Raw genomic sequence first — 24,623 nt, forward strand, 5'->3', positions numbered from 1 at the left:
AACCGCCTTTCACGTGTTCTCACAAAAACAAAAATCTCCTAACATCATGTATTAGGAGATTTTTTATGAGCTACTACATATTAATTCATTCGTAATCTTTCTTTCAATTGCTTTAAATAACGGGACCGAATCAAGATGAAGTACACAATTTGAATCCCTACAAAGATACTTAATACGATGGCATTTTCTTTCACAAGCGAATACTCAAACATTTGTCCTAAGGCTGTTAACGCAACTGCACCATGTAATGTCGCAACACCGATTGGAACAAAGAATAATAACGCCAATCGAACTGTTACTACTTTTGATAACTCCCCACTTGTTAAACCTACTTTTCGAACGGAATCAAATAAACGATGATCATCTTCTAAATCAGAGAATAGACGGAAGTATAGAAAACTACCTGCACAAACAAAGAATACAATACCAATAAAGAATCCTACAAAAAAGATAGGTCCAGCAAATTGTAAAGCCTGATTTTCATCATATTCTGCCGCACTAAATCTTGAATGTTCTTGCTCAGGTTTTATTTGATTTGTAAGTTCTTTTCCGGCTTCTATTTCATTTTTTGTTTCCTTTGTTTTATACATGTAATTTTTTACTTCTTTAAATCCATCTTGCAATACATTATATTGAGCTTCTGAAACTACATATATATTCCCAGTAAGTACTTTACCTAGAGAAGATGTATCTACTTTTTTCACTTGCAACGATTTGTTATCATTCGGTAATTCAATTGTTGTTCTCTCTTTTTTCGGTGGACCGGGTATTTCTATTGATAAAAATAGTACTGCATTTTCAGTTAATACATCAACTGGCTCTCCCGTTAACTTTGCATACTTTTTATAATCCGATTCTCTTATAAACGTAGCATCTCTTAGTGGTTTATTTTCAGTTTGCTTTGATACCATATCTATTTTTTCAGTAGATATATGATGTTTCTTCAATGTTTGCTCAATAGATTGTACATGCTGTAATTCATTTTCATTCCCTTGTTTAGAGTGATATTGAAAGGAAATTGGTTGATTCATGATTCCCTTTGTCATAGAAGCAAAGCCAACTAATGTACCAATAGCTGCGAAGGCTACAGTCGAAATAATCGTCACAATAAAGAACATTCGCGCATTATCTCTCATACGGTACGCTAAATCTGAGAGAGTAATAATATTTGTTCTTGTCCAATAGAAACGTTTACTCTTCTTGCATGCTCGAACAATAAATACGCTGAGCTGCTTATACAATAAATATGTGCCAATAATGACAACAGTCGTTACAGGAATCAACATGATAAAAACCATTACACCATGTGAAGTTAAAGCACCTACATATCCTGCACTAAGCAACAATACAGCTAAAACTGAGGAAATAATAGACGCCTTGGGTTCAGGCTTTGCTTTGACTGAACCTCTAAATAGTTTCATAATTTGATTTTTACGAATCATTCCTGCACTAAAGAAAGATATGATAATAAATAAGATAAAAAACATAACGCTCGTTACAGCCATTGCTGTCGTTGGTACATAGTATGATAAAGGTAAATCTAACTTTAACAATAATGGTGCCACCACAATCAATATCCCTGAAAATATCATTCCACAAATAATACCCGTAATAATGGCCGCAATTCCAATCATGACATTTTCAAAAAAGATAAGACGTTTTAATTGAAATTTCGTCATGCCTAGCATCATTAAAATTCCTAATTCACGCTTTCTTGTTTTCAAAAACATTCCCATTGAATATAAGATGAAGAAAAAAGTAAAGAGGTAAATAATAACTTGTGCAAACGACATACTGACAAATACATATTGACCTAGCTGACTAGCACTTAATGCTGGATGAAACGCAAAAAATGAATAAACAAAAAACGCCATAATGGCAAATGCACTACTTAAAAAATAGGCCGAATAAGTTCGTCTATTTCGCGTGACATTACGAAATGCTAATTCTCTAATATTCATGTTGTACCCTCCGCTCCTTCAATCACTATATCGCCATCATAATCAAGCACGGAAATATATGCCATCGATTCAAATGACAAAAACCTTACATTTTTGAAAGGTTACAGAAAAATTGATTAAACGAAACAGTTTCATTATAATAACTACATTCATATTCATACCTTCAACCTATTGTATATTCGTTAATTTTGCGAAATAATAAGAGTGGAGATGTATGAATCAGTACATATATACTTATCGTTCGTTCTATATGAATAGGAGGAAAACATAATGACATTACAAGAACAAATTATGAAAGCACTACATGTTCAACCTGTAATTGATCCGAAGACAGAAATTCGTAAACGAATTGATTTCTTAAAAGACTATTTAAGAAAAACAGGTGCAAAAGGATTTGTACTCGGAATTAGTGGTGGGCAAGATTCTACACTAGCAGGTCGCTTAGCACAACTTGCAGTGGAAGAAGTTCGTAATGAAGGGGGCAACGCAACATTTATTGCTGTACGTCTTCCATATAAAGTACAAAAAGATGAAGAGGATGCACAATTAGCACTGCAATTTATTAAACCAGATCAATCTGTCGCTTTTGATATCGCATCAACAGTCGATGCTTTTTCAAATCAATATACAGACTTATTAGGAGAATCTTTGACAGACTTTAATAAAGGAAACGTAAAAGCTCGCATTCGTATGGTCACACAATATGCAATTGGAGGTCAACAAGGCTTACTTGTTATCGGAACAGATCACGCTGCCGAAGCTGTAACAGGATTCTTTACAAAATTCGGAGATGGCGGTGCCGATCTTCTACCGCTTACAGGCTTAACAAAACGTCAAGGAAGAGCTTTATTACAAGAATTAGGTGCTGAAGAACGTCTCTACTTAAAAATGCCCACAGCTGATTTATTAGATGAAAAACCAGGTCAAGCTGACGAAACAGAATTAGGTATTACATACGATCAACTAGATGATTACTTAGAAGGAAAAACAGTTCCTGGAGACGTTGCAGAAAAAATTGAAAAACGTTATACAGTAAGCGAACATAAAAGACATGTTCCAGCATCGATGTTTGATGATTGGTGGAAATAAGAGTCCGATAAAAAAGAAGCTAATATCAGTTAGCTTCTTTTTTATCGAATCTCCCTAAAACCTTAATGTCTCATTAATAAAACTACCCCTTTAAAAATTGCCACCCACACTACAAATGGCAGGTCTAACGTATTATGAACAATAACATTGTAATCATACATACTTGAAACATTTATATATATTTTCCTCTTATCTTTAAAATCTATTATCACATGAAGCCAGTTAACTATAAACGAAATAAAAAATGTACGATATCCTTTTACACTTCGTTAACGATATACAGCCACTCTTCCCTTTAAAATATCATCTAAACAATTCCGATGTTGTTCATTGAATAGAGTTGGCATTTGATCTAACGCAAAGAACTTCAAATCCAAAGTCTCTTCTCCATCTATCTTTTTACTTCCACCAATTATAGAGCATTTAAAGAAGATACAAATTGTCTGTGCTTGATCTCCATTTGGATACGTTTGAAAGTACTTTGTATATACACCAATAAGCCCATCTACTTCCACAATATATCCTGTCTCTTCATTTATTTCTCGAATTGCCGTTTCTTCTGCTGATTCACCGATTTCCATTGCCCCGCCTGGAAATCCCCAAGCTTCATTATCTCCTCTTTTTTGCAAAAGTACTTTCCCCTCCTCATTAAAGACGCATCCCCCTGCAAAATTTAAAATGATATAGTCATGTCCTACCTTTTTTCGTATTTCTTTAATATAATTAGCCATCTTCTCCCTCCCCAACTTAGTTATGGTTGTTCTTTGTCTCTTTCAAGTAATTCAATAATTTTATCAAGCTTTTCTTCTATATTTCTAGAACAATCTTTGTTTATAGACGTGTTTAAAAATAACCTTTTTATAAACAAAGTCAATGAGATACAAAACAAAACAATGAGTCCAATTATCACACATAGGTAAGCGATTGCAAATATATCATTTTCAAACAAAGACATTCAACACTCCCACCTTTTGTTTTTGATAATTTCACCATATTTTAACTATAACTGATTCCTTTCTAATCATCACGAACAATCCACACACAAATACAAAAAGAGCACCTGTTATAGATGCTCTTTTTCATTAATACGTAAATGTGATTGTTGCTAATGAATAACCTGCCATCGCGCTGTACGGCGCAACTTGATATGAAACTCGCTTCGCCCCTATTGGCCAAGAAACTTCATTTAATATTTTTTTAATATCTTGCATCGTTCCATCCATCGACTGTTTATAGCGCATTTCTACTTTTGTAGGCTTTGCGGTAAATTGCTTCTGCAATTTCACTTTAAATTCATTATAATTTTCAGCTCCGTATTGCGAGGACAAATAAATTAAGTTCGTATCCTTTAGCATTTTTTTGTATACTACTGCTTTAGGAGTGCCTGTTTTTATTTTATTTGTTAATTCGTTATAGTAATTAGTTGATGCTTTTGGATACTTACTTCGATCCCATTCATGATCCTTGCCTAACTGCTCGTCAGACATATTATAATACGAATACGTAACACGCCCTGCTTTATCTGGAACTGGATCATCGAATGTGGTATCCATATGATACCACTTATTCTCAATCTTCACTAAGTTCCATGCATGTGCCTGCCCATTCCCTTTCCCTGTTACAATATGCGATTGAATACCCGCTTCTTGTAATAATTGATAGGTTAATAATGTATACCCTTGACAAACAGCTGAACGATTTACTAACGCTTCATATGCCGTATAAGCCTTATAAGACGTATCATATGAAACATGTTTCACAACGTAATCATGTATGGCTTTCACCTTTTCATGCTCATCCATACCAGGCTTCAAGGCAGAATTTATAATTGACTTAACTTGTTTTTTCACATATTGAGTTTGTTCCTTTGATTCACGATATGTAATTTTTAATGTAAATGTATAATTTCCTGGTATCCCTCGTATGGAATACTTTGTGCCCGCTACATTATATTTTAAGTATTCATCTTTATCTACTATCTTCGTATACTCTTTATAGAGCGTATCCAGTACTTCCCTACCATTTTTAGTTTTTGCTTTATACGTAATTGTAATATTTTCTTCGCGATTATCCACATGCTTTTTTAATTCTTTGCGGAAGCCTTCTAACAGTTTAACATCTGTTTGCGCAACAGCAACTTTTGAGTTTGTAGCCGCATAAGATACCGCTGGAACTTGTAAACCACCAACCAGAATCGTTGAACATAGTGCAACAGTTGTTATATATTTGTTTTGTTTTTTCATCCCATCTAGTCACATCCTTCTATTTAAAATCATATGAAAGAAATGTCCATATATCTTTAAAGTATACAATACTTTTTCAAAAAGAAAATATGAAATCCTACATATTTATTTATTGCTATTTTACTATTATCAAAGGAAATCCCGATAATATTTCAGAAAATATAAAAAAACCAGTAGTTCTTCCATTAGAAGTAACTACTGATTTTATTCTAACAAGTCTGTAATAAAACGTATGTATTTTCAAACCGATGATGTTTCAAATCATCATTATCAATACAGAAATATAACATCCCTAAATCTCCCCACATCATATTACAGTTTTGATAATCAGAATCTATTTGGAATAAGAGTGTTATATCGTTAACATTCGTACCCATGCATTCTCCAGCTTCTTGAAACACTTCTTCTTGAACGGAGAAAGGTTCACCCAATAACTGATGGTTATCATAATGATCTGGGATTAATTCCTCAAGTAACTGCAGAAAACGATCCGAATCTTCTTCGTCTTCAATAAAGAGCTCTGGCAACTTATATGTGAGTTCAAATGAAATTTCACATTGGGTAAATTTCGCTAGATTTTCATCCATTCTTTGTAATTGTTCAATTGAAACATCACAATAAAGAACACATCCAGCCTCATGGTGATTTATCTCTTCTTCAAAATGATTGCCACAATAAAAGAAATATAACATCCCCTTGTCAGGAAAATTGTGATTCATACCTATATCTTGTAAATCAGTTAAATTAAATTGTGCAATAAAATCTAATGGATTCCCTTCATAGGTTGGATATTCGAATGAAACCGGCACATCAGGAACTCCACCCATTTTAGAGCTACCAATTGGAAGTGTATCCATCTGCTTAGGAACCACTTTTATACAAGGAAATATAGTATCTATTAGTTCCTGTTTTAAATGTGTCAACTCATATTTATCAATTAACGACTCAATTTGTTTTTTCATAAATTCTCCTTACATCATGTACTTATTCGTATCTTCGCACAAACATTGTACAACATTCATCATGTAAAATGAAAACAAATAAATCAAAAATGGGCTTATCCCTAGGACGCGAATAAGTTTAAAACAGCATAGTATACAGTGTTCCTACAAACAAGATATTTCATCATTTCTTCTAGTAGATCCTCACATTGTTCATTCTGCTTCATTCCAACTTTTATTATAAGGAGGCATTCCACATGGGTTACGGGTACGGTTGTGGTGGTTATGGCGGCGGTGGTTGCGGTTACGGTGGCTTCGCTTTATTAATCGTTTTATTTATCCTTCTAATCATCATTGGTGCTAGCTGCTGGGGCGGCTTCATCGGTTGCTAAGTAAACTTGAACAACTATTGTAAAAAAGCACGTGAATGACGTGCTTTTTTCCTACATAACAAATCTAATCCTTGAAAGGAATTTTCTTATGAAAATTGATGGAGTTTTTGAAGGCGGCGGTGTTCGTGGAATTGCACATGTTGGGGCGATTTGTGCCTTAGAAAAACAAGGCTATAAATGGGAACGTGTAGCCGGCACATCAGCTGGTGCCATTATCGCATCTCTTCTAGCAGCTGGTTACTCATGTGCAGAACTAAAGGACATTATAAGTAACATCGATTACCATCAATTCAGAAAAACAACTTTACTTGATAAAATCCCTTTTATAGGAAAAGGCTTAAGCGCATGGACAAAACTCGGGATTTATTCGAATGATTTTTTAGAAGAATGGTTAGAACACCTTCTACAGAAAAAAGGTATTCATCATTTTAGTGATTTATCTCATCCACAAAACTTAAAAATCATCGCCTCAGATATTAGCAATGGAAGAATGGTTATTTTCCCAGATGATTTACCTAAATACGGATTTACCAATCAAAATTTCTCTATTGCAAAAGCAGTCAAAATGAGCAGTACCATTCCGTTTTATTTTGAACCAGTAAAATGGAAAACACCTAAATGGAAAAAACCTTGCTATATGGTTGATGGAGGTATTTTGAGCAATTATCCAATATGGATCTTTGATTGCACTCCCATCCCGCGTTGGCCTACTTTTGGATTTCATTTTGTAAAAGATAAAATTCAAGCTGAACCTGTCCCTTATGAAGAACCTATTTCTATGTTCAAAGGTTTATTTAAAACAATGATGCAAGCACACGACTTACGTCATCTAGACAAAGAAACAAAAGCACGAACCATTACAATTCCAACCGGAACAATCACAAGCACAAAATTCCAATTAACTGTCGCTGAAAAAGAATGGCTTTATGAGTCTGGTTTTCATGCCGCTGAAAAGTTTTTACAGTCTTGGAATTTCAAAAGATATGTGAATCAATATCGGAGTAAAAATCAGGTTCGAAAAACAATTCAACAAAACCACCATCTAGATTCCTAATGCTACCCATCCAAATTTCATAAAGTGAAACTTCAATCAGTGGGGGTTTTCTCCATCCCTCACTGATTGTTAGCCCTCACCAATCAGGCTTTTATGGGCTGTTTATCTCCCACCTAACTTCTTTAGAAAAGCGGAAGCGGCTCGCTCAGAATCGCAGGACGTTGCTCTCGCCGAATTTTGAGGTGGGAGTATTACAGCCCGTTAAAGCGGGATAGATTCTTCCCTTACCTTTTCCCTTTACTTTTTGTATTATTGCGAAATAAAAAGAGCGAATTTTAGATTCGCTCTTTTCTCCATGTTTACGGTGCAAAGCTTATCATCCACCCTAGTATAAATCCTAGTCCAGAAAACAATAACATAAAAACAAATAAACTAAATGCCCACAATGCATATTTTCGACTTTTGTTCTTTGTAAACATGCCTATGACCGAAAACAGCAATCCAATTCCAACTATTTGAAGAAAAGCTTCACCTAAAAATGTTTCCTGGATAAGCAATGTAATGTTCAAGTACAATAATGCTAGAAAGGCTATTACTAATGATATAATCCCCATCCACGTTTCTTGTTTAAAAATATGACTCTTTCTTTTCTTTAAGAATGCCAATTCCATAGTCTTGCTTCACCTACTTTCACTCTTCTAACTTTTTCATGAGTCATCAACTTTTCAACTTCTACTTTAGGTCCAGTTACGACTGCCCCATATGTTTTAATCCCGTTTTTTTCAAGGAAAGAAATACGCTTTGACAACTCTAATGTTTTTGCTCTAGATAGTTTCGTCGCTAAATTTTCATGCTTCCGTAATGACTTTAACACATCAATAAATTGTTTCTCATGAGGTGTTTCACTTAAAAATGGACCACCTAGGCTTGAAATCGTGTCTGCCGGAAAACCAATTGGCGCAACATACATACCCTCGTCATTCTTTTGTTTCTCCTCTAGCCCTGTATTCACGGCATACCAAACAATGTCTATATTAGGGAACATTCGCTCTGCCTCTTGTATACTTAATAATTCTCTAAAAGATACATACACTTCTACAACAGATTCTTGTGGAAGACCTTTTAATATCTGCACTTCTTCGCTGCTATTATAAGACACATTATAATTATTTGGATGAGACAATACTTCATTATCTATATATGGGATTTCCGGAATTTTTTCATCTATTGTATATTCACGGCTTACTTTCGTTGCATTACTTAATAAATAACTTGTTTTCTCTTCCCCAATCCGAATATCGTTCTTCCCTATCCTTTTATACAAATCAAAATGCAATTGCAAACTAAGTGGTAACAATGTTTGTTTCATATCTCTTTCTTTCATAAATACATTGGGCTCCGTTACACTTAACGTTTGTTTTACTACATTTCGTAGCTCCATTGCGTTTGTTGGCGCCAATGCATAATATGCTAATGTGGATACGTATAAAATAGGCTGAATAATTAATAAAAAAGTAAGCACAATAAGAACGTTTGTAAGGCGAGCTCGATTTCTTCCTTTTTTCAATACTTGTTCCTGTTTCCCATCAGGAAGAGAAGCTGGTTTTTGCTGAAGAGCTTCTTGTAACAAATCTTTATAACCTTCTTTTTCAAAATGAGGTTTATCATTTGTCATCTTGACTCTTTTCCTCCTTTAACAATTGTTGTAATCTCTTTCTTCCGCGAAATATGTGACTTTTATATGTGTTTAACTTTAAATCTAATACAGAGGCACCCTCTTCGTACGTTAATTGATGTACGTCGCATAATAAAATAGCTTGTGCCTCCATTATGGGTAATGTATGAATAATCTGAATTAATTTTTCATAGCTATTTTTTGCAACTACATATTCTTCTGTAGATTCACTTGCTTGTATTGTTTCTAACTCCTTCGTTTCTACAAAAGCTATTTTTTTCTCCTTCCTCATAAAATCAATAAACGTATGATATGCCACTTTAAAAAGCCAGGATTTTACCTGTTGATTTTCATAATCTTCTAGATAAAGATACGCCCGATAAAAAGTCTCCTGCACCAAGTCCTCTGCTACATGATGGCTACGAGAAAGGGAAAATAAATACCGGTACACATCGTTTATATAAACCTTATATATTTCCTCAATTTCCATCCCCCTCCTCCTTTCATATATAACACGAGTGAAGGTGCTAAAAAGTTGCATTATTTTTCCTTTTTTATATTTTTATTTCTCGGTCATTAAGAAAGTATCAACAACCATATATTTAAATAATAAGTTTTAATTATAAATAAAACTTAAGATATTAGGACTAACTTTAAACCTCTTAAAAAAGCTACCAAAATGGTAGCTTTTTTAAGGATACTGTAACCCCACCGCTTCTTCAGCAGTAATAACAACGTAGCGTCCTCCTGTTCTTAATCCTAATAATTCAGCTTTTTCAATCGCTTCTTGTCTCGTTTCCGCATAGGCAGCTAAATACTTAATTCCATCAATAACCTGACAAATGACATATTGTTTCATTTTTCTTTCCCCTTTTTTTATTACTCGTATTTATGATAGTATCTTTCTTTTCTAAAAAACATGTTTATTACACCGAAAGATTCTTTATCAATCTGGCAATCACTTGAATCCCTTTCTCTATATCATGCATTGAGGCATATGAATAAGAAAGGCGTAAATATTGGCTTGCATTTCTATCATACACATTTCCAGGATTGAGTAAAATTTTTTCTTCCAATGCTTTTTCAAACAACTCCCGCATAGAAATATTCGGTTTAATATACAGCCAAATATAAAATCCACCTGTTGGTATTTGCCAATTTGCCACATCATTACAGTATTTCTCTAGCATTTCTAGCATAAAGTCTCTCCGTTTTTTTAACTCAATTCGTGTTTGCTGTATATGTTTCTCATATAACTCACTTGCAAACCATTCTGCAGCAGCTCGTTGTGATAACGAACTCGAGCCGTAATCCATTTGCATCTTTATATCTGCTAATCTTTTAATAACAGGTTCTGGTCCAACAACCCAGCCGATTCTCAAACCAGGACTAATCACTTTTGACATACTTCCAATATGTAATACGATCCCATTTGTATCATATGCCTTCAATGGTTTAGGTGAAGGCGAATCAAGCCATAAATCTTGATACACAGCATCTTCAATGATAGGTAATCCAATTTCATTACATACTTTCATAACTTCTTGCCTTCTTTGTTCATTCATGACAAGACTTGTTGGGTTATGAAAAGATGGGATGGTATATAAAATGGAACCATTGAATTGTCTTTTATATTTTGATATAAGTGATGGCTGAATCCCATGTTCATCCATTGGAATACCAAACAAACGCATCCCTGCAGACTGAAAAACATTGAGAGAGTACAAATATGATGGCTTTTCAAGTAAAATGGACGACCCTTTGCATAGAAGGCCCATCGAAATAAGCTGTAGCGCTTGAATTGCTCCCGAAACAATTAATATAGATGCTGGTGAGGTAAGAATATCATATTTTTGTAAATACTTCGCTATTTGCTCCCTTAATTTGAAGTCTCCTCTTGGTTCCTCGTATCCTAAAGGGATTTCCCTATGAGAAAGTTCCTTCATGATTTGCTTCATTTTCTTCTCAGGTAAAAGATCTGGTGAAAGTTCCCCAGTACCTAGTCGGATGATATTGGGATAAAATTCGGCTTGATTAATTTCTTGAATGGTCGGGAGATTCGGATAATAAATACCTGTTTCTACATAAGCATTCCAGTTAGGAGGTGACACCAAAGTTGATACACTCCATGTGTCGTTTCTCACAATCGTTCCTCTTCTACCGTTTCCCTCAATTAATCCTTGCGCTGCTAATTCATCTAAAGCCATTACAACTGTACTTCGATTCACTTCGAATGCATGAGAGAAAGCTCGCTGTGACGGTAACTTTGTACCAATGGTCCATTCTCCATTTATAATCTTCTCTTTTATATATCCCTCAATTTGTTTATATAAGGGAACTGAAGATGATTCATTTGGCTTCCAGTCAAATCGTTCCATGCTATCACCACACTTCGTTTTGGTTGGTTTGTTATCCAACCATATGGATGGATACAATTTCGATTTTCTTTTATACAATATACACTATCATATTTCAGTAATTTATATAGGAGGAAATAATATGATTGAAGCGATTCTTCACGGAATGATTCTTGCATTCGGACTCATTATTCCATTAGGTGTGCAAAATGTCTTTGTCTTTAATCAAGGTGCTAGTCAACCAAATATTTTGCGAGCTGCCCCCGTTATTCTAACAGCATCTATTTGTGATACAATTCTAATCTTGCTTGCAGTACAAGGTGTATCACTGATGCTTTTGACCTTTTCATGGCTAACAACCACACTTTATGGAATTGGATTTTTCTTTCTAATTTATATGGGATGGATGATTTGGAGAAGTGATGCTACCAAAGAGACGATTGAAGCAAAAGCAATGACCATCAAAAAGCAAATTACCTTTGCCGCCTCCGTTTCTTTATTGAATCCACATGCAATTCTAGATACAATTGGCGTCATTGGCACAAACTCTATTCAATATGTAGGCAGCGAAAAATGGGCTTTTACTTTCACAACAATTACGGTTTCTTGGATTTGGTTTATTGGCTTAGCCTTTGCAGGCCGAATACTTGGAAAAGTTGATTCATCAGGAAAAGCAATTACAATTCTAAATAAAATTTCAGGAGTTATTATTTGGGGAGTTGCTCTTTATATGTTGAAACAAGTTATTTTTTAGAAAAAAGTATAACGTTTCAGTATATTTATGGGTAATTGTTAAACAATAATTGAAGTTGTATTTGATTTATACTGTTCACAAAAGGAGCCGTTACTTATATGGAATATAGTAAAGATTACAAATTTATCCCTATGACATCCATCAAAAGTGGATTAGGAATAGATGTTACTCCTGATATTCACTGTTTACCTATTCAAATAGTTAATGTTTGTTTCATTGGAAACCCACAAGAAACAAACGAATGTGTACTCATCGATACAGGTATGCCTAAATCTGCGGATCAAATTATTTCTGCATTAACCAATCGATTTGGTCCAGATATTCAAGTAAAGGCAATTATTTTAACACACGGACATTTTGATCATATCGGTGCTGTCATTGAACTCATAAAAAAATGGGATGTCACTGTTTATGCCCACGAACTAGAGCTTCCTTATCTAACTGGTAAAATGAGTTATCCAGAACCTGACTCTAGGGTTGAAGGCGGTTTAATCGCGAAAATATCTTCTTTTTTTCCAAATGAGCCAATAAACCTAGACCATCATGTCAAATTATTACCTGCTGATGGTATTATTCCGGAGCTACCAGATTGGAAATGGATACATACACCAGGCCATTCACCTGGGCATATTTCTTTATTCCGACAAAAAGATCGTGTACTAATTGCCGGTGATGCTTTTATTACCGTAAGACAGGATTCACTCTATAAGGTTTTCACGCAACAGCAAGAAATAAATGGCCCTCCACGCTACTTTACAACCGACTGGCAAAAAGCTTGGCATTCAGTTAAACAATTAGCGAATTTACAACCTTCTATTGCAATTACAGGTCATGGAACTCCGGTATCTGGTGAGTCATTAACAACAGGGCTAAATGAACTTGCTGAAAATTTTGATCAGCTGGCAATACCCGATTATGGTCGGTATGTTGATAATAAGGAAGAGAACTAACTAGTTAAAATGAGATACTAAAAAATCCATTTGTAATGATTTACAAATGGATTTTTTAGTATCTCTTATAAAATTTCAAGTTAAGATGTAGGTTCCGGAACTGAATGTAAAGATTCATTATTCTTTTTAGGCTTAATCCATATAATTGTAATCATAGCCCCAGCAATTGCAAATATGCAGGTTAAGTAAAACACTTCATGATCTGTTCCCTTCATAAAGTAAGAATAGAGAGGCGGTCCTGCTGCCACACCGATAAAACGCATCGAACTATAGAAAGAAGTAACCGTCCCTCTCTGTTCCTTTTCAATCCCTTGTGTAATAAGTGCATCTAAACACGGTAAAGAAATACCAATTCCCATTCCCATAACAACAAGACAAAGAATTAACAAATAAATTCCTTTTAAAAATAACGGAAATATAACAGACGCAGCTGCTAGTATAAATCCGACATATATACATTTCTTCATAACACCTTGATCATCACCAATTTTCTTCCCTGCCATGTATGAACTTATTGATAATACAAGTAATGGAATCGCGATTATACATCCTTTCCATATTCCATGAATGTTGTATTTTGATTCTAATATGGTGGACAAATAAAAAAGAATCCCAAATAAAATAAGCATTATAATGGCACCTAATATAAAGATTGCGACTAACCACCTTCCCTTTTCTCGGAAAGTCAAACCAATTGATTGGATGAATTCTTTGAAAGGCGGCGCTTGTTTTTCTTGTTTTTTTGCTTTTACTAATAGTAATAATAAGGCGATAGCCACAGCACATAGAATTGGGATGGCCCAAAACGGCAAAAACCATACAACTGCTGCAAGGGCAGACCCTAATATTGGACTAAGAACTTTCCCAAACGTGTTTGACGTTTCAATAATCCCTAAACCAGTACTTACTTGTTTTTCATCTTTATACAAATCACCAACACATGGAATAACGACTGGCATTGCTCCAGCAGCACCTATTCCTTGAATTGCTCTTCCAATCAAAATCCATACATAGGGATTTTCAACTTTCCATGATACCCACCCTGTTATTGCGCCACCGATAGCTGCAATTAATAAACTTGGGACCATGACCATTTTACGTCCCCATCGGTCTGATAAATAACCAGCAATAGGAATTAATAAAATTGCTAAAATAGAATATATGGTAATTATCATAGATACTTGAAAAGAAGAAATATGTAGTTTCTTTTCGATTGTTGGAAGGATTGGAATGAGCATTGAATTTCCTAATGTCATAACAAGTGGAACAGATGTAAGTGCAATTAAACAACAGTTCTCTTTTTTTAACATGTTGATTTCGAAACCTTTCATCATTTATTTCTTTTCATGTAGTAGCCCTGATGAAATTCAATTATAAATTTCATCAGGGCTACTATATTTCATCTGCTTTTTAACTTATATAACAAAAGAAATTGGAGTATAACATAGCATTACTTCTATTCTTTCAATCCTTACAACAGTATATCCATGCTATTAAATGGAAAAATTCATTTTCACTTTAGGAAAGCAATAAAAAAGAAAGGAAGAAGTCTTCCCTTCTTTCATACAGCTTACATTAACGAGTATACCCGCCACCAAGCTGTTGTTCTGCCATAGCTACAAGGCGTTTTGTGATTTCACCGCCTACAGAACCATTTGCACGAGAAGAAGTGTCAGCACCAAGTTGCACACCAAATTCTTGAGCAATTTCATACTTCATTTGATCAAGAGCTGCTTGTGCTCCTTGTGATACTAACTGATTAGAATTACGATTTCTAGCCATTTCCGTTCACCTCCTTTACATATTAAAATGTATAGATTTCAAAAAAAAATACATGGTAAATTATGGTTTTTGTTATTTCAGACTATTTTTTAGCAAACTTACATTTTGAACTCCTGAAAAAAGAGCCTCGAAAAACGAGACTCTTTTTTATATCCATTCTACTATTATCTTTGTTCAAAAACGAAAGCATTGTATTTCATCACGCCAGCGATAGAAAATGTTTCACTTTATGGAGTCAGTACTGTCAATTGTTTTCTTCTCAACTGAATGATTTCTTCTCGTAATACCTCTTTTGCATCATATCCAAACCATTCTAGTGAAGCAAAGTGTTCCGTATCTTGAATTTCTCTTATGATTTCTTCGTAGTTTACAACCCCTTCAAACAACGGAACCATTCCTTTTCGATTACCAGCTGAAGCGTATACATTATTCGGCTCAAAGACATCTAAATGAGCAGCCGAAGCTATATTTTTCATATGGTAGTGCTGTACCCACGGTTTTAGCTGGCGATAACTTTCTACTGGATCTGCACCAGATTCCCACATATGGAGAAAATCGAGATTAATTTTTAAATATGGATGATTTACTTCTTCTAATAATTTTAGAGTTGAATCTAAACAATCTGTTAATGTATTCGGATGTGTTTCCAATAGCACATACATATTGTGATGTGCAAATAAGTCACAAATCATACGAATTCGTTTCACATATTCCTGACGTTCTTCTTTTGTAAAACTGTTGCTTCGTTTTTGTCCAGCAAATGTACGAATCTTATTTGTATTACACCAATTCGCTAGCGATGCTAATCGCTCTGATTTTCCCATTGTTTTCTCAAAATCTGCTGACAATGAAATATCTAAATAATCACTTATCATTGTAATTTCTAGATTTTTATTTTTCAAAAAATCTAGTTGTTCTTCTGTCACTTTACGCTCTTGCCCATATAGATTTTGTGCATGGATTCCCCATAATTCAATCCCTTCAAATCCGTTCTCATATGCAAATTGAACAATATCAGTAAATGAAATTAGCTGATGGCGAAACGAAATCGTACATAATGAATACTTCATAAATTCACACCCCTTTATCTCAAATTCAATGATAATTGTTTATAAAGTGACAGCCTGATTTATTTTTATCTTTTTCCATGCTACAAACTGTCTCTCTAACTCCTGTTTAATTGCAAATTCAATCTCATTCATCTCATTTAATTTTTCAACAATTGATGATAACATCTCTTTATTTTTTGTCATTGCCAATTTTATTACTTTATACTGTACATTTGTAAATCCTTGCACGATATCTTCTACTCGATCACACCAATAATCAAATTCTGTTTCAGAGTATTGTAATGTTTCACGAAAATATGCAAATGCATGTTCATAACTATATTTACGGATGGCCAATACAGGTATTTGCTTCACTGCTGGTATTAGTTTAGAAAGCTCCGTTCCACCTTCACCATTTACCATTCTTATGACCAAGTCTTTTAATTTCATCGTTAATTCATTGTAATCCCTTTTGAATGTCTCAACAAAATAACTTTCTATCGCTTCCTGAGAGGGCTCGCGAACAGCCTGTACATCAATGAAATATCCGCCACCGAACGGATTATTTTCAATAGAATGAATCACTTTATCCTTTGCCATATTTCCTTCCCAGCGAAAATCCGGATCCAGCATAAACCATTCATCTTCTTGATTTGTTTTTGATATCATTAAATAGTGTGGGAATGGTTTTTGATGGAATTTATTTTCCCTCTCTGGCAATAATGACATATCTACCATTACAATGACATATCGATTTTCTGGCTTTGTTTCTACTAACTCTAAAAAGGTCTCTACATTCGTTTGCTTCTCTTTTGAATGATCGTACCATTCGTTTACTTTTATTCCGTATAGTTTTTCATACCAATGTAAGTAACTGTCATGGCTAATATTTTCAGAATGATAAGAAATGACCCCTTCCTCTGTTATATCAAAATCCCCATCCCATAAACCAAAGTAAAAAGGTCGAAAATCTATATCACTACGTCTTTTAATAATTTCACAAAAACAACTCACTAAACAGTGCACTTTAATTGAAGTCATTTTCTCACCCTTTTTCTAAAATATTAGTTATTCACATCCACCTGTAACGGTTGTAGTTCTTCCATAAAGTCCAGTAAAGAACCTATAGTAGAAAAAGCTTTCGGATCCACTTCATCCTCAGGAACACATAATTGTAAATCCATTTCGATGTAAACAATAAGCTGAAGCATCATGACAGAGTCAATATATAAATCTTGATTTAAACGCATTGTATCTTCTAAATAAGTAACATTTTTTAATTCCATTTTTTCTATCATAATTTCTAATAAAGCTGCCTTTAACATTTTACGATTCACGTTGTCATTTCCTCCATTTCTAATAGTTTACGACTTACCTTCCCAGTTGCATTTTTAGGAATTTCCGTTACATTTTCAATTTCATGAGGGACTTTATAGGACGGTAAATGTTGTATACACCATTCTCGTATTTGAACAGGCTCAATACTAGAAATTACTTTTGCTTTTACAATCTCACCCATTACAGGATGTTTTCCGCGATACACAATTGCCTCCTGAATACCATCTAAACGGAGCATTGTCTCCTCGACTTCTATTGGGAACACTTTCAAACCAGACACGTTAATTACATCATCCATACGCCCTACAAAATGTAGCCCACGTTCTGATCTATATCCTAAATCTTTTGTATAAATCACTTTCTCTCCAATTGTTACTACTATTTCTTCAGGCTGGTTTTGATTACCACTAATACGAACAGACGCATGAGGAAGTGGTTCTCCTAAATCTAAATGTGTGTTCATATTGTGACAAATACTAATGCAACCCGCTTCCGAGCATCCGTACTGCTGCATCATATACTTTGTCATCCCTTTAAGTTTATAAAATAATGATTCTGGTAACGGTGAACCTGACGTCATCACTTTATGAAACTGAAAAATTCCTTGTGGAAAACTTCCCATAATATGCAGCATAAGTGGTACCGCATATACGATATGTTTTGGTGTATTACGAATGATATTTAACGCAAATTTCGGATTTTTATTTGTAATAACAATCGGCTTACTGCCTCGCATTATCGCAGATAACGTCCCACAAATTAACCCATATGAATGGGAAACAGGAGCCAATACAATTGGGACTTCATCAACTTCACACTGCAAAGCTTGATTATAAGCATCAATTTCTCTTTCAATTTCTTTCCATGGCCTTTCAATGAGTTTCGGTTCACCAGTTGTTCCTGAACTATATTGCAGTAAGGATGGTTCTTTTTTTATTTGGTACTCACTATTCAGTATTATGAATTGTTTAAAATCTCCATACAAAAGTCCAAAACATTCGGCACGTTTTGCCATTTCAATAGCTGTAGCTTTTGGTGTCTCTCCATGAATAAGTAGTACAGATGCCCTTTTTTGTTTTAAGAAAAGGATAAGCGTAGTAATATCAAAAGGATCTGTTATACAAAGAGCAAATCTCTTTCCATCCACCTCTTGAAAATGTTCCATATTTTCATACATTTGTAGTCTTAATTCAAAATCATTCTTGCTATATTCTTGTTTGTTAACGATTAGCATGATTTACCTCCCTAACAAAAATCTTACTCTTTATAAGTTGCAGTGCATGATATAATGGATTCGGCACTTCATGTACAAGTGATTCTACATCTTTATATAAGCGACGTTTTGTTAATTGCTCCGCTCGAAATGTAGGGGTATATAACTGCAACTCTTCAAAACGTCCATATAAATACTGAGAACCTGTAAAGTGACTCTCCAATTCTTCTACAACAAGTATCCAAAATCTCTCTTCATTAAATTGATATTCATCAGCAAGCAGTAAAGCTAGTTCACCTAAATTAAATAAGAAAAGCGCATCTAAGACCATTTCTTGTAAACAACGCATACTATCCATTTCAAAAAAGTCATTAAGCTGTCCCTTTGCATACATGTTGTGTACTTTTGTAAAATCGGGACACTTTTCTGGAACTTTTAAATATGGACGATAAAATTCAACCCCTTCATGAAAATCTTTTAGCGCAATCCGGACTGGCACTCCTTGTTTATGAATCAAAATCATATTTTGTCCATGTGATTCTAACGCAATGCCATGTTCCACTAATAAGTGTACAACTGGTAACACCGCTTTTTGTATAAGCTCCCGAAGCCAAATTTCAATGCCACTTTTCTTTAGCCACGGCTCAATAATAGGCTTTCCGTCTTGATCTTTTGCATATAATGCATTAAATGGCACGGCCTCTTCCGCTTCTTCTAAATACGTATGAATACTTTCACGCCAAATACATCCTAATGAACCGTACGTAGATTGACCTGGTGGGTCGTACGTTACACCAGCAAATTCTTGTAATAAAATAACACGTACCTCATCCCGTAAATATGAGTCATCGCTTACCAAATCTGTTAACCATTTTGAAATAATAGGTGCACTAACAACTGAGTGTGGCTTTAATGTCCGAACAGTTGATGTATTTAATAAGTTCATAGAAAGCTTCACATACGGTTTCATACAATTGGTAGCATTTTGTAAAGTACGCATCGATTGCTGTGCAAAATATTCATCTTCTGATTGTTCGATAAAAATAATGTCCTTATTGTGTATATGCTCAGCATAGTTCGGAATAATATAATTCTCCCATTGCCACGGATGAACGGGCATGAATGTATAATCATTTGGATTACACCCTATATTTCGAACAGTAGAATAAAATTCAATTCGTTTCTTCTCTCCTACTTCTTCTCTCACAACATGATTGAAATCTTCCTTGGACAGAGATCCTATATGAGTATGTTTATCATGAATGGCAATCCAAATAAGTTTCATCGACTGTTTAAATTCAAAACCATATTGGTAATTATCACGATAATGAAAGCCAATTCGTGCCTTATAGCTTGGATGATATGGATGTCCATCCATTAAACGATTTTCCAGTTCATCGTATGTTCTCTCTATAAGCTTCTCTTTTGTTTCGTATCTTTCATATTGAGCAATTGTATCTTTAAAGATCGTTTGTTCTAACTCTTGAATAAAGGAACGTACTTTCGTTTCATCTATCTGAATCATTTTAAAAACTTCATTTAAAAATTGTGCGATTGATGTTCCTTCTTCTTCCCTATCATTTTGAATTCTTACGAGTGGTTCTTCAGTTAAGCGAATACGGCCAAATGTCATTCGCTCTTGACCACAGCATCTGTATGTGACGCTATTTCCACTTTCATCAAGCCCTGAAATTATAAAAATTATATTTTTTTCCTCTTGTATGCGAATTGGAGAAATAATTTCCTCGTATATTAACGACTCTATTAATTGACGAAAAACTCTTCGTCTAACAACAATATAACGATCCGATTGAACCGCTTTCATTACTTTCGTATGATAAATCTCTTCCTTCATCGTTTCCTCCATGATAGAAAGTATTAAAAATACCATTTTTTGTATTACGTGAAATTTTAAAACTATTTATGAACGAACAACATTTTCTTTTTGATTACACTCTTCTGCCACTTCTTGAAAGAGGGGATTGTCAACTCGGACATAAATAGCTTGCTCAAGAGGGCTTGTTAATTCATCAACATCAAAAAACCTTGTTAATAAATTTGCTTTACACGGTAATTCTTTATGTTTCAATAATTCCTCTAAAAATGTAGATGGTTCACGATTATATGGAAGGAATGACTCCAATACCGTCCTTAATTCGGAAAGGAGAACTTCCTCATCTATTAACCTCGATGTACCAAATCCATTTATTAACCCAAACATATGGTTAAATATTAAGTAATAACGGAATCGTTCATCTGCAATACTATCATCATATAAATTACCACTCTCTTCACCAATACCAGGCAATTCAGTATCCAAAATATGTTTCATTGAGCTACAAAAATAAAATCCTTGATTATCACGAAAATAAAACTTTACTGGATAACCATCTTGCAGATGAATAACACTGTTTTGTTGATGTGCCTCTAATGCAACTCCATATTTTAAATACATCCATACCATTGGTTTTAAGGAAATATTCAGATACCGCCTGAACCATTCTAAACTTACCTCTTCACAACTTCTTCCTTCTTCTTCTGCAAGATGATGAATAATATTTGCTAATCTCGTTTTTTCACCTGGAAGCGCATCTTGGGTAAGTCCTGCAATAAGGGTTGCATTGTTTGCATTCTCACCATAGAAAGCATTTTCACGAATAATTACTTCAAATCCTGATTCTTGCCCTTCAAGTCCTAGCGTAATATAGGCTGGATCACATATAAAATCAAATCCTGGGAATTTATCTCGTACTTCTCCAATTTTTGTATTCAATATTTCTTTTCCTTCGATTCCACTTTCAAGCTCTTTCAATTTATTCACACGCATTGAATTTGTAACTTTCACAGGAAAAGAAAATTTAAACATATAGTTTGATTCTGGATGATACATTGTTCTAAGTGAAGATGTTGCCATATATGGTTTTCCAACTGGTCCGAAATACGTAAGAACACCATTATCCATCCAATTTTTCACATGTGGCTGATGCAATAACCATTCTGCTTGAAGTGGATGAATTGGAATTAAAGAATATTCATCTTCTTCACAATAACGTTCAATAAATTCCGTACTGACAGACGGGTCTTTCCTTAACTCCCCTTTTATAATTTCTGTTGCCTGTTCCATAAGAACGGATTTTTCCTTTACTAAATCCTTATGCGCTCGAAAATAATGAAGTTGACACTCACCCTGTAATTCAGGCGAATACATTGAACTTTTCCAATTTAATATTCCTTGTCTACTCTTTGGGGTAGGATGGTTTAAATGACCAAAAAGTAAAGATTGCTCTGCTTCTATAAAAGTCGTATGGAACCCATATAATTTTGCAACATCTTGCTCTCTCTCTCCAATAAACTCCTTCATATTTTGACAACTTTGAATAACTCGAAGTAGAAGTTCGTCCGGGTTTGTCCCCTCTCCATAGTTCATGGACATCTCTTTTATTAGTAATGTAATAACCGTTACATAATCAGCTTTCACAACATGAAAATCTGTTCCAATTTGATAATAGAAATGTTTTCCAAACAGATGACGATCTGTTGGTGATTTATATATAACTTCTGCATACAAAGTAATGTTTTGTGCCGATAACCGACAGCATAAATATGTTGAAACAGTGCTCATCGTCTTTGTATCACTAAAGATGGTACTTATATTCTCATCTTCTGTAATCCATTCCCCACTTCCTGTTTCACGTAAATAACAATTTAAAAAACTTTGCATTGTTGCATGTTCCGCGATTTGTTTCGCATGCTGCATACTTGTCCTCCTCTTTACAATAAAGCTATCGGAAATTTTTATTTTTAATAATAACTAACAAAAAAATGATTATCATTATCAAATATGATTCTAATTGATTATCATTATCAATTCAAGTGTATCTTTCAGAATTTTTTTATCATAATTAAATTTCCATCTTTTCGGTCATATTTCTTCTATAATTTTCAACTCAATTATAATCTCTCAGTAGGCTATAGAGACGGTACAGGAAAAATCTTAAGTTACGCAAAAAGCGCCATCCTTTCTGTATATTTCTACAAAAAGAATAACGCTTTTTCTGTAGCATGGATACAAATTCACATTAACTTGATAACGATTGGGTACGAAAACGATTCGTATCCCTATGTAGAATAATCACTTAACGTACGAAATTCGCGTTTTGTTAGCAAGAATCTAACAGACTATATTTGCACCAGAATCAATTAAATTTTGATAAAATTAGAAAGTATTTAAAAATGTCAAATATATTATTTAGAAGTTTAAATCCTGATGCTAAGGAGGTGTTGTCTATGCAAAAGGAAATAGTATTTTTAGGTTGTAAATATGAGGGGATAACGTTTTAATAGCCCAAAAACTGCGTGGTTCCCTTCTATATTCGAAAGGAGTATCTCTATTGAACAAACTATCTTTAAAACCCATTGACAAAAGTAACTGGGAGGAGGCTATAAAATTATCAGTAAAAGAAGAACAACGTATATTTATTGCCTCCAATCTTTATTCTATTGCAGAGGTTCAATTTTTAGATAATTTCTATGCAAATGGTATATATCTTGATAACAAGCTAATAGGATTTGCAATGTTTGGAATAGACTCTGATGATAATAATTATTGGATTTATAGACTAATGATTGATAAAGAATACCAAGGAAAAGGTTTAGGTATACAGGCTATATTTCTCATTATTAAAAAAATAAGAAGTATTAATAATAAAAATATTCCTCTAATTATGATTGGATATAATCCTAAAAATCTTTCAGCAAAAATTGCTTATAGGAAAGCTGGATTTGTTGAAACTGAATTATCATCTTGGGGTGAACAATTGGCGAAGTTCACCTTATAGAACACTATACATGCCTATCAACTTAAAAACGGAAACACAATGAACTCTCGTTCAAATAAACTAAAAAACTCTTAAAATACTATTTATCCTTAAAAATAGGCATGTATGGTGAGGCAAATTAGGTATTACATCAGTAATGTCCCTTTTCAATCAAAAATGTAGTGATTTGATTGAAATGGAAATTGTCATGATCTACCATTGCATTCATGTAATCTTGTAAAGACTGATTTTTATCTTGAATCATATATATTTTGCTGAAATCCTCTTCCGAAAATGCTTCTAGAAAGTGAATAAGGTTAAAACGAGCTTCTTTAAATTGCTGGATGAGTTCATCTTTTACAACTCCTGATTTAGCATAATTTGCGGATTTTCTATTGAATGCATCTACATTGATATTTGCCTTTGTTAAGCATTTTTGTGATTGTAGTAATAAAAGTCGTTCAAGGATGAAGCGATCCCAAAACAAAATATGCGCTACAATTTCGGACGTCGACCATTTATCTAATTGAATAGGAATAAACCAAATTTGATCGTTAAGATTTAATAATGACTGCAATATATTGTCAATAGAAGCATATTGGACTAAAATCTCATCTTTCGTTCGCAATAAAACACTCTCCCTTCACTTTTCATTCAATTCTTTCTTATTCAATAGAAAGTTAATCAAAATCCTTTGTTTACATAAAATTAAATAGCGAGATCCATCAATTTCTTAACTTGATGGATATGTGACGGTACTCCTATAAATGAGAAATTAAGCTTTATTTACTTCAGAAAAATGCTCGATTGTTGAATAAATTTGTTTTCTATACTTTATTACCCTTGAGTGTATTTGTCACTTTTGTATTCTAAAATATCTCCAGGTTGACATTCTAAAGCCTTACAAATCGCATCTAAAGTTGATAATCGAATCGCTTTTGCCTTCCCATTTTTCAATATAGACAGATTAGCCATCGTTATTCCAACCCTCTCCGAAAGTTCTGTAACGCTCATTTTCTTTTTAACCAGCATTACATCAATATTGATTATAATTGCCATGTTTTTCAC

Annotated in this window: 26 protein-coding genes; 6 read left to right on the top strand and 20 right to left on the bottom strand. The window is 34.1% G+C overall.

The features are described from left to right. Positions 1-80: 80 nt before the first annotated feature. Positions 81-1,961 (bottom strand): FtsX-like permease family protein, encoded by a 1,881-nt coding sequence (locus KFD70_RS15205; RefSeq protein WP_336453518.1) that lies wholly within the window; start codon positions 1,959-1,961, stop codon positions 81-83. Positions 1,962-2,231: 270 nt separating this feature from the next. Here KFD70_RS15205 and nadE point away from each other — a divergent pair, with 270 nt between their 5' ends. Further along, positions 2,232-3,050, top strand: coding sequence for an NAD(+) synthase (gene nadE, locus KFD70_RS15210; RefSeq protein WP_336453519.1), 819 nt, complete (start codon positions 2,232-2,234; stop codon positions 3,048-3,050). Between the two features lie 269 nt (positions 3,051-3,319). Here the strand turns inward: nadE and KFD70_RS15215 are convergent, their stop codons facing one another. From KFD70_RS15215 to KFD70_RS15230, 4 genes are all read right to left on the bottom strand, one after another. After that, a complete protein-coding gene (locus KFD70_RS15215) occupies positions 3,320-3,781 on the bottom strand; it encodes an NUDIX hydrolase (protein ID WP_336453520.1) in 462 nt (153 codons plus the stop codon). 20 nt (positions 3,782-3,801) lie between these two features. Further along, the gene (locus tag KFD70_RS15220) at positions 3,802-4,005 is read right to left on the bottom strand and encodes a DUF4083 domain-containing protein (protein WP_336453521.1); all 204 of its coding nucleotides are present in this window, start codon (positions 4,003-4,005) and stop codon (positions 3,802-3,804) included. Positions 4,006-4,132: 127 nt separating this feature from the next. Then, positions 4,133-5,293, bottom strand: coding sequence for a transglutaminase domain-containing protein (locus KFD70_RS15225; protein WP_336453522.1), 1,161 nt, complete (start codon positions 5,291-5,293; stop codon positions 4,133-4,135). 209 nt (positions 5,294-5,502) lie between these two features. Then, positions 5,503-6,255, bottom strand: coding sequence for a YwqG family protein (locus KFD70_RS15230; RefSeq protein ID WP_336453523.1), 753 nt, complete (start codon positions 6,253-6,255; stop codon positions 5,503-5,505). Positions 6,256-6,491: 236 nt separating this feature from the next. Between KFD70_RS15230 and KFD70_RS15235 the strand changes: the two genes are divergently transcribed. Next, complete coding sequence (locus KFD70_RS15235) at positions 6,492-6,626, top strand: YjcZ family sporulation protein (RefSeq protein ID WP_336453524.1); 135 nt, start codon at positions 6,492-6,494, stop codon at positions 6,624-6,626. Positions 6,627-6,714: 88 nt separating this feature from the next. Beyond that, entirely contained in the window at positions 6,715-7,680 is a 966-nt protein-coding gene (locus KFD70_RS15240; protein ID WP_336453525.1) for a patatin-like phospholipase family protein, read from the top strand. 299 nt (positions 7,681-7,979) lie between these two features. Here the strand turns inward: KFD70_RS15240 and KFD70_RS15245 are convergent, their stop codons facing one another. From KFD70_RS15245 to KFD70_RS15265, 5 genes are all read right to left on the bottom strand, one after another. Further along, on the bottom strand, positions 7,980-8,291 hold the full coding sequence (locus KFD70_RS15245) for a hypothetical protein (protein WP_336453526.1): 312 nt from the start codon (positions 8,289-8,291) through the stop codon (positions 7,980-7,982). Further along, on the bottom strand, positions 8,273-9,295 hold the full coding sequence (locus KFD70_RS15250) for an anti-sigma factor (protein WP_336453527.1): 1,023 nt from the start codon (positions 9,293-9,295) through the stop codon (positions 8,273-8,275). Before KFD70_RS15250 ends, KFD70_RS15245 begins: the two co-directional genes overlap by 19 nt. Continuing rightward, on the bottom strand, positions 9,285-9,785 hold the full coding sequence (locus KFD70_RS15255) for a sigma-70 family RNA polymerase sigma factor (RefSeq protein ID WP_336453528.1): 501 nt from the start codon (positions 9,783-9,785) through the stop codon (positions 9,285-9,287). Before KFD70_RS15255 ends, KFD70_RS15250 begins: the two co-directional genes overlap by 11 nt. A gap of 201 nt (positions 9,786-9,986) precedes the next feature. Further along, the gene (locus tag KFD70_RS15260; protein ID WP_336453529.1) at positions 9,987-10,154 is read right to left on the bottom strand and encodes a DUF3933 family protein; all 168 of its coding nucleotides are present in this window, start codon (positions 10,152-10,154) and stop codon (positions 9,987-9,989) included. A gap of 67 nt (positions 10,155-10,221) precedes the next feature. Next, positions 10,222-11,673 carry an aminotransferase-like domain-containing protein gene (locus KFD70_RS15265; RefSeq protein ID WP_336453530.1) on the bottom strand — a complete coding sequence of 484 codons (1,452 nt, stop codon included), beginning with the start codon at positions 11,671-11,673 and terminating at the stop codon, positions 10,222-10,224. 121 nt (positions 11,674-11,794) lie between these two features. Between KFD70_RS15265 and KFD70_RS15270 the strand changes: the two genes are divergently transcribed. Beyond that, a complete protein-coding gene (locus tag KFD70_RS15270; protein WP_336453531.1) occupies positions 11,795-12,406 on the top strand; it encodes a LysE/ArgO family amino acid transporter in 612 nt (203 codons plus the stop codon). 98 nt (positions 12,407-12,504) lie between these two features. Continuing rightward, positions 12,505-13,356: an MBL fold metallo-hydrolase gene (locus KFD70_RS15275; protein WP_336453532.1), complete on the top strand. Its 852-nt coding sequence runs from the start codon at positions 12,505-12,507 to the stop codon at positions 13,354-13,356. 80 nt (positions 13,357-13,436) lie between these two features. On the opposite strand, the gene KFD70_RS15280 is transcribed toward KFD70_RS15275, so the two are convergent. From KFD70_RS15280 to KFD70_RS15315, 8 genes are all read right to left on the bottom strand, one after another. Next, complete coding sequence (locus tag KFD70_RS15280) at positions 13,437-14,690, bottom strand: MFS transporter (RefSeq protein WP_336453533.1); 1,254 nt, start codon at positions 14,688-14,690, stop codon at positions 13,437-13,439. A 241-nt stretch (positions 14,691-14,931) separates the two neighbouring features. Beyond that, complete coding sequence (locus KFD70_RS15285) at positions 14,932-15,138, bottom strand: alpha/beta-type small acid-soluble spore protein (protein ID WP_174102517.1); 207 nt, start codon at positions 15,136-15,138, stop codon at positions 14,932-14,934. Between the two features lie 227 nt (positions 15,139-15,365). Further along, entirely contained in the window at positions 15,366-16,208 is an 843-nt protein-coding gene (locus KFD70_RS15290; protein ID WP_336453534.1) for a sugar phosphate isomerase/epimerase family protein, read from the bottom strand. Positions 16,209-16,247: 39 nt separating this feature from the next. Beyond that, positions 16,248-17,228 (bottom strand): DUF6005 family protein, encoded by a 981-nt coding sequence (locus KFD70_RS15295; protein WP_336453535.1) that lies wholly within the window; start codon positions 17,226-17,228, stop codon positions 16,248-16,250. A gap of 23 nt (positions 17,229-17,251) precedes the next feature. Further along, positions 17,252-17,524 (bottom strand): petrobactin biosynthesis protein AsbD, encoded by a 273-nt coding sequence (asbD, locus tag KFD70_RS15300; RefSeq protein ID WP_336453536.1) that lies wholly within the window; start codon positions 17,522-17,524, stop codon positions 17,252-17,254. Then, complete coding sequence (locus tag KFD70_RS15305) at positions 17,521-18,759, bottom strand: AMP-binding protein (protein WP_336453537.1); 1,239 nt, start codon at positions 18,757-18,759, stop codon at positions 17,521-17,523. The genes asbD and KFD70_RS15305 overlap by 4 nt, the downstream gene beginning before the upstream one ends. Next, entirely contained in the window at positions 18,746-20,593 is a 1,848-nt protein-coding gene (locus KFD70_RS15310; RefSeq protein ID WP_336453538.1) for an IucA/IucC family protein, read from the bottom strand. Before KFD70_RS15310 ends, KFD70_RS15305 begins: the two co-directional genes overlap by 14 nt. A 66-nt stretch (positions 20,594-20,659) precedes the next feature. Further along, positions 20,660-22,495 carry an IucA/IucC family protein gene (locus KFD70_RS15315; protein ID WP_336453539.1) on the bottom strand — a complete coding sequence of 612 codons (1,836 nt, stop codon included), beginning with the start codon at positions 22,493-22,495 and terminating at the stop codon, positions 20,660-20,662. Between the two features lie 634 nt (positions 22,496-23,129). Between KFD70_RS15315 and KFD70_RS15320 the strand changes: the two genes are divergently transcribed. Continuing rightward, entirely contained in the window at positions 23,130-23,576 is a 447-nt protein-coding gene (locus tag KFD70_RS15320; protein ID WP_336453540.1) for a GNAT family N-acetyltransferase, read from the top strand. Between the two features lie 130 nt (positions 23,577-23,706). Here the strand turns inward: KFD70_RS15320 and KFD70_RS15325 are convergent, their stop codons facing one another. Together KFD70_RS15325 and KFD70_RS15330 are read right to left on the bottom strand one after the other, a co-directional pair. Then, a complete protein-coding gene (locus tag KFD70_RS15325; protein WP_336453541.1) occupies positions 23,707-24,183 on the bottom strand; it encodes a DinB family protein in 477 nt (158 codons plus the stop codon). A 209-nt stretch (positions 24,184-24,392) separates the two neighbouring features. Then, positions 24,393-24,614, bottom strand: coding sequence for a helix-turn-helix domain-containing protein (locus KFD70_RS15330; protein ID WP_336453542.1), 222 nt, complete (start codon positions 24,612-24,614; stop codon positions 24,393-24,395). Between the last annotated feature and the right edge of the window lie 9 nt (positions 24,615-24,623).

The organism is Bacillus pfraonensis (assembly GCF_050768835.1).
Taxonomy (GTDB): domain Bacteria; phylum Bacillota; class Bacilli; order Bacillales; family Bacillaceae_G; genus Bacillus_A; species Bacillus_A pfraonensis.